The 12,448-nt window shown below is 45.4% G+C and carries 11 protein-coding genes and 2 tRNA genes; 7 read left to right on the top strand and 6 right to left on the bottom strand.

The genetic code is table 11. The features are described from left to right. Nucleotides 1-166: 166 nt before the first annotated feature. The 3 genes from gcvP to glyA all read right to left on the bottom strand — a co-directional run bounded on the left by gcvP (nt 167) and on the right by glyA (nt 4,819). On the bottom strand, nt 167-3,025 hold the full coding sequence (gcvP, locus tag AYW76_RS18425) for an aminomethyl-transferring glycine dehydrogenase (protein ID WP_067223990.1): 2,859 nt from the start codon (nt 3,023-3,025) through the stop codon (nt 167-169). Between the two features lie 81 nt (nt 3,026-3,106). After that, nucleotides 3,107-3,490, bottom strand: coding sequence for a glycine cleavage system protein GcvH (gene gcvH / locus AYW76_RS18420; RefSeq protein ID WP_067037905.1), 384 nt, complete (start codon nt 3,488-3,490; stop codon nt 3,107-3,109). A gap of 51 nt (nt 3,491-3,541) precedes the next feature. After that, nucleotides 3,542-4,819 carry a serine hydroxymethyltransferase gene (gene glyA / locus AYW76_RS18415; RefSeq protein WP_067223987.1) on the bottom strand — a complete coding sequence of 426 codons (1,278 nt, stop codon included), beginning with the start codon at nt 4,817-4,819 and terminating at the stop codon, nt 3,542-3,544. Between the two features lie 389 nt (nt 4,820-5,208). On the opposite strand from glyA, the gene gcvT reads away from it, so the two are divergent. The 4 genes from gcvT to AYW76_RS18395 are packed head-to-tail and all read left to right on the top strand — an operon-like array spanning nt 5,209 to nt 8,744. Next, nucleotides 5,209-6,303 (top strand): glycine cleavage system aminomethyltransferase GcvT, encoded by a 1,095-nt coding sequence (gene gcvT, locus AYW76_RS18410; protein ID WP_067223984.1) that lies wholly within the window; start codon nt 5,209-5,211, stop codon nt 6,301-6,303. Nucleotides 6,304-6,362: 59 nt separating this feature from the next. Beyond that, nucleotides 6,363-6,905 carry an elongation factor P hydroxylase gene (locus AYW76_RS18405; protein ID WP_067223981.1) on the top strand — a complete coding sequence of 181 codons (543 nt, stop codon included), beginning with the start codon at nt 6,363-6,365 and terminating at the stop codon, nt 6,903-6,905. Then, nucleotides 6,886-8,016 (top strand): 4-phosphoerythronate dehydrogenase, encoded by a 1,131-nt coding sequence (locus AYW76_RS18400; RefSeq protein ID WP_067223979.1) that lies wholly within the window; start codon nt 6,886-6,888, stop codon nt 8,014-8,016. Before AYW76_RS18405 ends, AYW76_RS18400 begins: the two co-directional genes overlap by 20 nt. A gap of 8 nt (nt 8,017-8,024) precedes the next feature. After that, on the top strand, nt 8,025-8,744 hold the full coding sequence (locus tag AYW76_RS18395; RefSeq protein WP_067037915.1) for a flagellar brake protein: 720 nt from the start codon (nt 8,025-8,027) through the stop codon (nt 8,742-8,744). A 61-nt stretch (nt 8,745-8,805) separates the two neighbouring features. On the opposite strand, the gene htpX is transcribed toward AYW76_RS18395, so the two are convergent. Together htpX and AYW76_RS18385 are read right to left on the bottom strand one after the other, a co-directional pair. Further along, nucleotides 8,806-9,690, bottom strand: coding sequence for a protease HtpX (gene htpX / locus AYW76_RS18390; protein WP_067223976.1), 885 nt, complete (start codon nt 9,688-9,690; stop codon nt 8,806-8,808). A 67-nt stretch (nt 9,691-9,757) separates the two neighbouring features. Beyond that, nucleotides 9,758-10,972 (bottom strand): pyridoxal phosphate-dependent aminotransferase, encoded by a 1,215-nt coding sequence (locus AYW76_RS18385; RefSeq protein ID WP_139084547.1) that lies wholly within the window; start codon nt 10,970-10,972, stop codon nt 9,758-9,760. Between the two features lie 66 nt (nt 10,973-11,038). Here AYW76_RS18385 and msrB point away from each other — a divergent pair, with 66 nt between their 5' ends. Beyond that, complete coding sequence (gene msrB, locus AYW76_RS18380; RefSeq protein WP_067037921.1) at nt 11,039-11,461, top strand: peptide-methionine (R)-S-oxide reductase MsrB; 423 nt, start codon at nt 11,039-11,041, stop codon at nt 11,459-11,461. 67 nt (nt 11,462-11,528) lie between these two features. Here msrB and AYW76_RS18375 read toward each other — a convergent pair whose 3' ends face one another. Next, nucleotides 11,529-12,101, bottom strand: coding sequence for a YajG family lipoprotein (locus AYW76_RS18375; RefSeq protein WP_067223973.1), 573 nt, complete (start codon nt 12,099-12,101; stop codon nt 11,529-11,531). Nucleotides 12,102-12,239: 138 nt separating this feature from the next. Here AYW76_RS18375 and AYW76_RS18370 point away from each other — a divergent pair. Both AYW76_RS18370 and AYW76_RS18365 read left to right on the top strand, forming a co-directional pair. Then, nucleotides 12,240-12,315: transfer RNA gene (locus AYW76_RS18370), tRNA-Glu, on the top strand. A 56-nt stretch (nt 12,316-12,371) separates the two neighbouring features. Next, nucleotides 12,372-12,446: transfer RNA gene (locus AYW76_RS18365), tRNA-Gly, on the top strand. The last annotated feature ends 2 nt before the right edge of the window (nt 12,447-12,448 follow it).

Below are 12,448 nucleotides of genomic sequence, written 5' to 3'. Positions count from 1 at the left end.
CTTAAATGCCGGTTTGCTTGGTTTGCACATTAAGCATGGCACATAGTTAGGAGGGCGGGTCCATCTCATTTCCTACAGGAGCGAATCGCGGGACACAGTCGGCTCTTACAAAACGAAAAAGGCGAATCCTCGGATTCGCCTTTTTAATGTCTTAACTAGCCAGAGATTAGTTCTGGTAGCTTTCTACTGGTAGACACTCACAGAACAAGTTACGGTCGCCGTATACGTTGTCGATACGGCCCACTGGTGGCCAGTATTTGCGTGCTTGAATCCATGGTAGAGGATAAGCTGCCTCTTGACGTGTGTAGGCGTGTGACCAGTCACTTTCAAGCAAGCAAGCCGCTGTGTGTGGTGCGTGTACTAGTGGGTTGTCTTCCAGTGGCCATTCACCCGCTTGTACTTTTGCAATTTCAGAGCGAATCTGAATCATAGCATCACAGAAACGGTCTAGCTCATCACGGCTTTCGGACTCAGTCGGCTCGATCATCAGTGTACCAGCTACTGGGAATGACATGGTTGGCGCGTGGAAACCGAAGTCCATTAGACGCTTCGCAATGTCTTCTTCAGAAATGCCTGACTCTGCTTTGATCGGACGAATGTCGATAATACATTCGTGTGCTACCGTGCCATTTTTACCCGTGTAAAGCACAGGGTAGTGCTCACCAAGACGCTTCGCTATGTAGTTCGCGTTTAGGATCGCGTTGAACGTCGCATCACGTAGACCACGGTCGCCCATCATCTTAATGTACATCCAAGTAATCACTAGGATACTTGCAGAACCATAAGGCGCGGCAGAAACTGCACCGTGTTGCGTTTCGTTCTGTACCACAGGCGACACAGAGTGACCTGGTAGGAATGGCGCTAGGTGTGATTTAACACCGATAGGACCCATACCTGGACCACCACCACCGTGTGGGATACAGAATGTCTTGTGTAGGTTCAAGTGCGATACATCGCCGCCAAAGCTACCTGGAGGTGCAATACCTACTAGGGCATTCAAGTTTGCGCCGTCGATGTATACTTGGCCACCATGATTGTGAACAATGTCACATACGTCACGGATTTGCTCTTCGAACACACCGTGAGTGGAAGGGTAAGTCACCATGATACAGCTTAGGTTGTCTGCGTGCTTTTCTGCTTTTTCAGTCAGATCAGCAACGTCAATGTTACCGTTCTCGTCACACTTAACGATCACAACCTTCATGCCTGCTAGCGCAGCTGACGCTGGGTTAGTGCCGTGTGCAGAGCTTGGAATTAAACAGATGTCACGCTGATCGTCGCCACGAGATTTGTGGTATTTGTCGATCGCGATTAGACCTGCGTATTCCCCTTGCGCACCAGAGTTTGGTTGCAATGAAATTGTGTCGTAGCCAGTCGCTTTAGAAAGCATCGCGATTAGGTCGTTAAGCAGTGCTTGGTAACCTGATACTTGTGCTTTTGGTGCGAATGGGTGGATGCGACCAAATTCTTCCCACGTTACAGGGATCATCTCCGAAGCGGAGTTTAGCTTCATCGTACATGAACCCAGTGGAATCATGCTTTGATTTAAAGCGATGTCTTTAACTTCCAGCTGACGCATGTAGCGCATTAATTCTGTTTCGCTGTGATGCGTATTGAATACTGGATGCGTTAGGATCGCATCGTCACGTAGCATGCTTTCTTCTATGCCGAAGTCTACTTCTGAGTCTAATAGGTCTTCAGAAAGTTCCACGCCGAAGCTGCTTGCTAGGTTGTATAGGTCTTCAACGGTGCTGGTTTCACTGAACGAAAGTGATAGCTCAGTGCTGCTAGCATGGTACAAGTTGATGTTCTTTTCCGCAGCGCTTTTTAGGATTTCATCGGTTTTATCAAGTGTCTTGACTACCAAAGTATCAAAATGCGTGCCGTTGAACGAGTAAGTGCCTTTAAGTGCTTTGGCAAAAATACTGGTGAAGCTGGCAACACGTGACGCAATTCTCTTTAGACCGTCAGGGCCATGGTAAACCGCGTAGAAGCCCGCCATCATGGCCAGTAACGCTTGAGCTGTACAAATATTGGATGTCGCTTTCTCGCGACGAATATGCTGTTCACGAGTCTGCATTGCCATACGTAATGCTGGCTTGTCATGGCTATCTTTTGATACACCGATAACGCGACCTGGCATAGAGCGTTTGAATTTGTCTTTTGTCGCTAGGAAAGCAGCGTGTGGGCCACCGAAGCCCATCGGTACACCAAAGCGCTGAGCACTTCCGACTACGATGTCAACACCCATCGCAGCAGGAGATTTCAATAGAACCAAAGACAACAGATCCACCGCAGTGGTTACCAAGGCGCCTTGTTCATGAGCTTGGTTGATTGCATCGGTTAGATCAGTAACACTACCATCGATGCCAGGGTACTGTAGGATGGCACCAAAGACATCGTAGTTTGTTAGGTTTTCTAGGTCATCTACTATGACTTCAAAATCCAACAACTCTGCACGTGTTTTGACAACGTCGATGGTTTGCGGCAAAACATTGCTGGCAACAAATACTGTGCTCACTTTCTTTTTGCTGGAGCGCTGCATAAGCGTCATAGCTTCTGCCGCGGCTGTTGCCTCGTCTAATAAAGACGCGTTTGAAATTTCCATACCCGTTAAATCAATAATCACTTGTTGGAAGTTCAACAATGCTTCCAAGCGACCTTGCGAGATTTCTGGTTGGTAAGGTGTGTAAGCGGTATACCAGCCAGGGTTTTCTAGCAGGTTGCGTACGATTGGAGTGGGTACGAATGTGTCGTGGTAACCCATGCCGATGTAACTGCGGGCAATCTTATTGCGCCCTGCAATTTCTTTTAGCTGCGTTAGTGCTTCGAATTCACTGACTGGCTGCTTAGACATGTCAAGATTGGCCAAACGGATCGCGTTTGGAATGGTGTTCTCAATCAGTTTGTCTAAGGAGTCATAGCCTAGAGAATTGAGCATCGATGATTGCTCGTTCACATCAGGTCCGATGTGGCGCGCAATGAATTCGTCTTTGCCTAACAAATCGCGGATACACGAAGTCATGGAAAGTCACCTATAAAAGAAATTGCAAGAAATGGGGGAGAGTTATAAAACACCCCTACGGAGTAGGGGTGTTGGTATCGATTACTCGATAGAGCTAGCGTACGCGTCTGCGTTCATTAGCTTGTCTAGTTCGCTAGGATCGCTAAGCTTGATTTTTGCAATCCACGCATCTTCGAAAGGAGATTCGTTAACAAGTTCTGGAGAATCGTCCAAAGCTTCGTTTACTTCAACTACTTCGCCTGATACAGGGGCATAGATATCTGATGCGGCTTTTACAGACTCAACAAGTGAGAATTGCTCTGCGGCAGTAGTTTCAGCACCCACTTCTGGAAGTTCAAGGTAAACAACGTCACCTAAAAGTTCTTGGGCGTGATCCGTGATGCCAACAGTTACTGTGCCGTCACCGTTGTCTAGGACCCATTCGTGTGAGTCTGCATATTTCAAGTTTGATGGAATGTTGCTCATGGCGATCTTTCCTATTAAGTAGCCCGAGGGATCACCTCGGGCGAGAGCGAATTAGCGGTATAGAGGGAAGCGTTTGCAAAGCTCTTGTACTTCTGCTTTTACGCGAGCTTCTACTTCTGGGTTGCCTTCAGGCATTTCTACTAGACCGTCAAGAACGTCACTGATTAGGTGACCTACTTTACGGAATTCTTCTTCACCGAAACCACGTGAAGTCGCTGCAGGTGTACCTAAACGGATACCAGAAGTGACCATTGGTTTTTCAGTGTCGAAAGGAATACCGTTTTTGTTACAAGTGATACCAGCGCGTTCTAGTGCTGCATCTGCTGCGTTACCTTTAAGGCCTTTCGGACGAAGGTCAACAAGCATTAGGTGCGTGTCAGTACCGCCAGTAACGATATCACAACCACGCTCAACCATTACTTCTGCAAGTGCTTTAGCATTTGCTACAACTTGGTTGATGTAGTCTTTGAATTCTGGTTTAAGAGCTTCACCGAATGCAACCGCTTTACCAGCGATAACGTGCATTAGTGGGCCACCTTGGTAACCAGGGAATACTGCAGAGTTGATCTTCTTAGCGATGGCTTCATCGTTAGTCAGGATCATACCACCACGTGGGCCACGTAGAGTTTTGTGAGTTGTCGTTGTTACAACGTGTGCGTGACCGAATGGTGTTGGGTGAACGCCTGTCGCTACAAGACCTGCGATGTGTGCCATGTCTACCATTAGTAGTGCGCCAACTTTGTCAGCGATTTCACGGAAACGAGCGAAATCGATTTGACGTGGAATAGCAGAACCACCAGCAATGATAAGCTTAGGCTTAGTTTCGATTGCTTTTGCTTCTAGTGCATCGTAATCGATTAACAGAGTTTCAGGGCTAACTTCGTACTGAACAGCGTTGAACCATTTACCAGATTGAGCAGGCGCTGCACCGTGAGTCAAGTGACCACCAGAAGACAGTGACATACCCATAATTGTGTCACCAGGCTGTAGAAGTGCTAGGAATACTGCACCGTTCGCTTGTGCACCTGAGTGAGGCTGAACGTTTACGAAATTACAGCCGAACAGTTGTTTAGCACGGTCGATTGCCAGCTGTTCAGTAACGTCAACGGCTTCACAACCACCGTAGTAACGTTTTTCTGGGTAGCCTTCAGCATATTTGTTCGTAAGAACAGAACCTTGAGCTTCGATAACCGCTTTAGATACGATGTTTTCAGAAGCGATAAGTTCGATGCCTGTTTCTTGGCGTTCTTGTTCTTCTACGATAGTGGCGTATAGCTCAGCATCGCGGTCTTTAAGTGCTTGGCTGAAAAAGGCTTCAGTGTTAGCCATGTTAAGATCCTCTTATTTGAATATTCATGTCGATGACATCCAGAGACGACGTTTATTCTAGCATTTGTATACACAAATGAAGTGAAAAAAGATCATCTCACCTTTCGTACTAATCATCTGCATTGTTATGAGATTTCTGCATCATAAACAAAAAGTTTCCGATTGGAAACACGTCTGCTCCAACAAAATTTGAAGTTTTTCGAAAAATGTCGCAAAGAGAAAAATTGATCACGCGAATCTTTTTATTTTGTTCTTCCATAGAGTTTACGCGTTCAGCCGATTAAACGTAGTGGTTTGTATCATATAGTTGCAATCAATAAAATTTACTAAGATACTTTGTTTCCGATTGGAAACACACACAATAGATTCATTGTTAACCAGAGGTGCTCATGAAACGTACTCCTTTATATCAAGCGCATGTAGATGCTGACGCGCGCATGGTCGAATTTGCTGGCTACGAGATGCCAGTTCAATATCCATTGGGGGTGAAGAAAGAGCACCTATGGACACGTGATTCTGCGGGTCTATTTGATGTGTCGCATATGGGACAAATCGTTTTACGTGGCGATAACGTCAAGACAGAACTTGAGGCATTGCTGCCAGTTGATGTACTTGGTCTTGAATTAAATCATCAGCGTTACGGTGTGTTTACGACCACCAATGGCGGTGTTTCAGATGACCTAATGTTTACGAATCTTGGTGACCATGAGATTTACATGGTGGTCAATGCTGCATGTAAAGAGCAAGACATAGCTCACCTTAAAAACAATCTACCTACAACAGAAGTAGAGGTTGTTGACCGTGCTCTTGTGGCTTTGCAAGGCCCGAAAGCACGCGAAGTGGCCGCTCAAGTTTTACCTGAGCTTAAAGATCTATTGTTTATGCAGTCGACTAAGCTTGAATGGAACGGTATCGAGCTTTGGGTTAGTTGCTCAGGCTATACAGGTGAAGACGGTTACGAAATTTCTGTGCCAAATAACGCCGCGATTGAATTTTGTGCGGCATTAACGGCGTACGATGAAGTTGAATGGATTGGTCTTGGTGCTCGTGACTCACTTCGCTTAGAAGCTGGTTTGTGTTTATACGGTCATGATATGGATCAATCAACAACGCCAGTTGAAGCGTCTATAACATGGGCCATTCAAAAAGTTCGCCGAGCAGGTGGAGAGCGTGAAGGTCATTTTGTCGGTGCAGATGTGATCTTAAGTCAATTTACCAAAGGCGTTTCGCGTAAACGTGTTGGCTTCATTGTCGATGGTAAGGCGCCCGTTCGCGAGGGTGTTGATATCGTAACGGAAGCAGGTAATCTTGCAGGGTCCGTGACCAGTGGCGGTTTTGCTCCTTCTCTTGGCAAGCCAATTGTTATGGCGTATGTACAAACTGACCGTTTAGATCAGCCGCTTTTTGCATCGTTACGTGGTAAACTTATTCCATTAACACCAGCAAAAATGCCTTTCTTCCCATCACGTTACTACCGTGGTTAATCATTAAGCCACGTTTAAGCCTTCGTGTGGGCACGAAGGCTTAGATTTAGAGAGAAAATGTGAACGCAAGTTTTTTAGAAAAGACGTTTCACGACGTCTTTTTTTCTGCTTATAGCACCGTCTTAAAAGGCGGTTTTGATGAGCCTTTTTATCTAGCAAAAGACCCTCAAGGTATCAGCCAAATTCAATATCGCTATGATTACCCTTCCAGTGCTTTGCACGAAGTGAGTCATTGGTGTGTGGCGGGTTATGAGCGTCGCAAGCAGGATGACTTCGGCTATTGGTATGCAGAAGATGGACGTAGCCTAGAACAGCAAAAAGAATTCGAGCGCTTCGAAGTTCAGCCGCAAGCTTACGAGTGCATTTTTCATTGGGCTTGCGCAATGAGTTTTGAGGTCAGTGTCGATAATCTGGCATTGCCTGATTACGATGCAAAGCCATTTCGGAACGTAGTGTTAGAAAAAGTTCGTACGTTAATCGATAGCGACATACCTGAGCGGGTATTAACGTATGCCGAAGCTCTGTATACCAATCATTATCAAGCACCTGCTGCAAGTCTGTTGCACCATTTAAGAGAATGCCATGAAAATTATTGCCGATGAGAACATGCCTAATGTTGTCTCATTATTTAGCGATTTAGGGGACGTTACACTTGTAAACGGAAGGTCTCTAACAAAAGAACAACTCATGGATGCGGATATTCTGCTCGTACGTTCGGTTACTAAAGTTAATGAGGCATTATTAAGTGGGACGCCCGTTAAGTACGTTGGCAGCGCGACGATTGGTACAGATCATATTGATACGAATTATTTGACCGAACAGGGCATTGGCTTTAACAGTGCGCCGGGATGTAATGCAGATGCGGTCGCAGATTATGTTTTCAGTGCGTTGTCATATTTGTATATGACCAAAGGTGTGCGTTGGCTTGATGCCCGCATTGGTGTGGTGGGGCAGGGGAACGTAGGTCGATGTGTGGCATCACGTTTCGTTGCACTAGGCTGTGAAGTGGTCGCTTATGATCCCTTCTTGCAGAAAAGTGTCCCAGGTGTCGCGCTGACAGATTTGAAAGATGTTATGGATTGTAATGTTGTCTGTTTACACGCACCGTTAACTAAGGCGGGCTTGTACCCAAGCTTTGATATGATCAGTGATGAATATGTCAACAAGTTAAAATCTGGCCAGACTATTATTTCCGCGGGTCGTGGTGGTGTGATTAATGAACCTGCATTGATCAAGCAGTTCCATGCTTTAGACGGTAAGCTAAACTTAGCGATAGATGTTTGGCTAGGTGAGCCCCATCCTAATATGGAGTTGGCTGCGCTGTGTGATATTGCTACCCCGCACATTGCAGGCTATAGCAAGCAAGGACGAGAAAAAGGCACGTGGTATATTTATCAGTCCGTTTGCCAATTCTTTGATATTTCGCCAAAAAGTAGTTTTGCTGACGCGATCAGTCAGGGTAGTATTTGTGAAATAAAGATGAATTCAAGCCTCGAACGAGATGAAACCATCGCGCGTGCCATTCAATCTATATTCGATGTTGCCCGTGACAGTTCACGATTTAAACATGTGATGTCGAGTGGTATGGATAGAGGCTTTGATTGGCTACGCAAAAATTATGTTGAGCGTGATGAGTTTAATACCACTTTAGTGAAGCATCCTAAGTATTCGCGTGAATTGCATGCACTAGGTTTTCTTCAGAATAGTCAGTAGGAGTTGTGATGGCGGAAGTCACTCAGGTTGATTTTAAAGATATAGTCGTCCCAATGGGGACGAATATTCAAATTGAGTTTATTTCGCCTCCTGGTCGTTATTCAGTGCGCGTATTAGGTCGTATTCCGGGCAGATCATTAATTGTTTCCTGCCCAAAAGTGAATGGCAAAAATATCATTGTGCGCGACAATCAGATTGTAAATGTGCGTTTGATGTCAGCCACTTCAGTGTGTGCATTTTCGACTAAGATTGCCAAAAGCTTTCTAGAGCCTGCAGGGCATTTGCATATCGCTTACCCTGAATATGTTGAGACCTCTGAAGTACGTCAAGCGGTGCGCGTTGAGGCGCGCTTAATTTGCTCTCTCGAGCCGAATGGCGAGCAACCAATCTATAGTCAATCAACTGGCGTGGTCGTCGACCTCAGTACAGGTGGTTGTAAGATTGTGTCAAAGGAGGATTTTGGTTCGGTCAATCAAACCATGAAACTCGCACTAAACCTACAGATAGGCGAATTTAAGCATATCCTTAAATTGGATTGTGAGATTCGTAACCAAGAAATTCAAATGATGGAACAGCTTCAGGCGAGCATTGCCGATAATGCTTTTTTATCGCGCATGGGGGTTGAATATATGTATGTGTATGGCATTAAATTCAACAACATTGAGAAAGAGCAGGGCATTCCATTGTTGGCATATATTTTAGATGCGACGGCTAAAAAGCAGCGATAGGTTCTGATACAGCTAAAAAAAGGTCCGTTAAGGACCTTTTTTGTTATGTGAATGATTTCAGTTAAAGTTTTTGCAGCGCGGCAATTCGGTCGTTGATGGGTGGGTGGCTTGAGAAAAGCTCACCAAAGCTGGATTTGCGTCCGCGGCGAATACCAAAAGCCACCATGGTATCAGGCATGTGAGATACTTCGTGCTCGCTTTGGATGCGGGCAAGTGCTGCAATCATTGCGCCTTTTCCTGCTAGACGCGCACCAGCCTCATCGGCACGAAATTCGCGGTAACGCGAGAACCACATCACAATCATGCTTGCCAAAATACCGAATAAAATCTCAAACACCATTGTCGCAATGTAGTATCCCCAGCCAACAGACCCTTCACCTTCGTCATCGCGGCGCAAGAACTGATCGACGGCATAGCCAGCAATACGGGCAAAGAACATAACAAATGTGTTCACAACGCCTTGAATCAGCGTCAAAGTGACCATATCACCGTTAGCTACGTGGCCGATTTCATGAGCCATGACGGCACGGATCTCGTCAGGCGGATAGCGATCTAGCATGCCACTTGAAACGGCTACCAAAGCGTCATTTTTATTCCAGCCTGTTGCGAAAGCGTTGGCTTCGTGTGCTGGGAATACCGCTACTTCAGGCATTTTGATGCCTGCTTCATTAGCTAGCTCTTGCACCGTAGTTAATAGCCATTGCTCTTTATGATTGTTTGGCTGTTCAATTGTTTGCGCTTTGGAACCCCATTTCGCCATTTTCTTTGAGAGTAGTAGGGAAATGATACTGCCAGTAAAGCCGAACACAGCACAAAAGATCAGTAGAGAAGTTAGATTTAAACCGCTACCAGATATGTAGCGCTCAACGCCCAAAACACTCAATACAATGCTGGCAACGACCAGAACTGCAATGTTGGTTAAAAGGAATAACATAATACGCATTATAGTGATGCTCCAGAGTGAAAGTACTATGGAGCATCATAGGGGCAGTTAGTTCCTTTTCAAGAGCTAATTAGTTGCGCAAACGAGATAAGAAAGCAGCAAAGCGTTCCATTGCTGGTTGCAGTTCGATGACGTGAGGTAAAAACACGATGCGTAAGTGATCCGGGGTGGGCCAATTAAAGCCCGTACCATGTACCAAAAGCACCTTCTCTTCTTTTAGGAATCGCAATGCAATGTCTACATCGTCTTTGATGTGATACATCTTTGGATCAAGTCGAGGAAATAAGTACAGTGCGCCTTCAGGTTTATGGCAGTGCACACCAGGAATGCTATCCAGTATTTCCCAAGCGAGGTTGCGCTGTTCGTACAGGCGGCCGCCAGGCGCTGTGAGTTCGTCAATTGTCTGGTAGCCACCTAATGCAGTTTGTACCGCGTGTTGAGCGGGTACATTGGCACACAAGCGCATAGAGCTTAGCATGTCGATGCCGGAGATGTAGTCTTCAATGCCGCTAGTAGGCCCCGTGATAATCATCCAGCCAGAACGGAAGCCTGCTGTACGATACACTTTTGAAAGGCCACCAAATGTTACGCAGGGCACACGTCCTTCAGTCAATGACGCTGTTGGAATGTGCTTGGCACCGTCATACAGAATACGATCGTAAATTTCATCTGAAAACAGCAGCAATCCATGTTCTTCAGCCAACGCAACCAACTCTTTTAAAATGGCTTCGGAGTAAACCGCGCCAGTAGGATTGTTTGGGTTAATGATGACAAGTGCTTTTGTTTTGTTGGTGATCTTAGATTTAATGTCGGCAATATCTGGTTGCCAACCTGCACCTTCATCACATAGATAATGCTTAACATATCCACCTGAGAGTGTCGCAGCCGCTGTCCAAAGTGGGTAGTCTGGCGCAGGAATAAGAATTTCATCCCCATCATCAAGCAAAGCTTGCATGGCCATTACGATCAACTCACTGACACCGTTGCCCATCCATACATTTTCAACGTTAGCAGAACGAATGCCCAGTGCTTGATATTTTTGCATGACGGCTTTGCGTGCAGAAAATAAGCCTTTTGATTCACAGTAGCCTTGTGCATTCGGTAAGTTTTTAATAACGTCCACAAGTATTTCATCCGGCGCTTCAAACCCAAATGGCGCAGGATTGCCGATGTTTAGCTTAAGAATGCGGTGGCCTTCATCTTCCATACGCATGGCTTCTTTGAGGACAGGGCCTCGGATTTCGTAGCAAATATTGGCGAGTTTGTTAGATTTACGTATTTGCACCACGCTTCCTCATATCTAGTGATGGAATCAGTTATAATTTCAAGACGTTAATTCGGAGTCTTTATTATGAGCGATGATCAAAAAACTTCTCAATTCAAGGCACTTACCGACGAGCAGTGGAAAGAACGTCTATCTGAAGAAGTGTATCAAATAGTACGCAAGAAAGGCACTGAGAGAGCATTTACTGGGCGCTACGAAAAATTTTACGAAGCCGGCAGCTACTTCTGTGTTTGTTGTGGGGCGCACTTGTTTGATTCAAGTACAAAGTATAACTCGGGGTCGGGTTGGCCAAGCTTTTATGATGCTGATAAACAGAACATTAAAGAAGTTGTCGATAACTCGTGGATGATGCGCCGCGTTGAGATCGTTTGTGACCAATGTGAGGCACACCTTGGTCACGTCTTTCCTGATGGGCCAAAACCAACGGGAGTGCGTTACTGTGTAAATTCAGCGTCCCTTGATTTCAAACCTGAAGAGCCTACTTCTTAATCCCTCATACAGTCGACTAACTACGAAAGAAAGCTACTTATCTATAGTAGTTAGTCGATATGCCTATTTAATAGCTTAAAAGTGCGATCAGTTTTTTATCATGAAAGGCACGATCAATGGTTTTGCCGAGTAATTGATTAATTTCTTCTTCTACGACCTCTCGATCCGGAAGCGTTCCATATTGATCAATTTTCTCTGATTTAAAATTGGCACTGTATGTTTGATCGCCTTTCACAACGGTTGCTTTAATGTCAGCAATTAATGTGGCTTCGGTTTTTAGTGCGATGGTACGTGTTGTGTAACTTAAATTAGACAGCTCGATCATAAAGAGTGTCGCGGGCAAAGATCCCTGATTTGATTGAAATCCATAATCGGCTAATTTGCTGCTCAAGGAAGCTTCTAATGCAGAGCGTACGTTGTTGCCTACAACGATAGTCGCTTTTTCACCGATGCCTGTTTTGATATTGCCTATTTTGTTAACTGAAAAAGGCTTCACTGAGTAGTGAATTTGGTGTTGATTGCTATATTGTTGATCTGCAATGAAGGTTTTAGGTTCTATGTTGATAGTGTGAGTTGTGTTGGCGCAGCCTTGAAGTGCCATTGCTGCAAAAATAACCGATCCAAGTAACAATTTGCTCATAAGAGTGAACTCCTGGTGTGTTTTTAGCCATGAAAGCGTTTTTTTTCGCTTAGATTACATGTATTTAAAAAAAGGTGTTGATTTTCCGCTTTGTAACAGTAATATACGCACCCGCTTACACAGCGAAGGCAATCAAGTGTCCCATTCGTCTAGAGGCCTAGGACACCGCCCTTTCACGGCGGTAACAGGGGTTCGAACCCCCTATGGGACGCCAATCTACGGATCGGCATAGCAACGATGTAGCTTAGCTAAAAAGTGTGAAAGCATAAAGCGGGAATAGCTCAGTGGTAGAGCACAACCTTGCCAAGGTTGGGGTCGCGAGTTCGAGCCTCGTTTCCCGCTCCAAA

It is taken from the genome of Marinomonas gallaica (assembly GCF_001639745.1).
GTDB lineage: Bacteria > Pseudomonadota > Gammaproteobacteria > Pseudomonadales > Marinomonadaceae > Marinomonas > Marinomonas gallaica.
The sequence above is the reverse complement of the archived record's forward strand: the minus strand, read 5'-3'. Positions and strand labels throughout refer to the sequence as shown.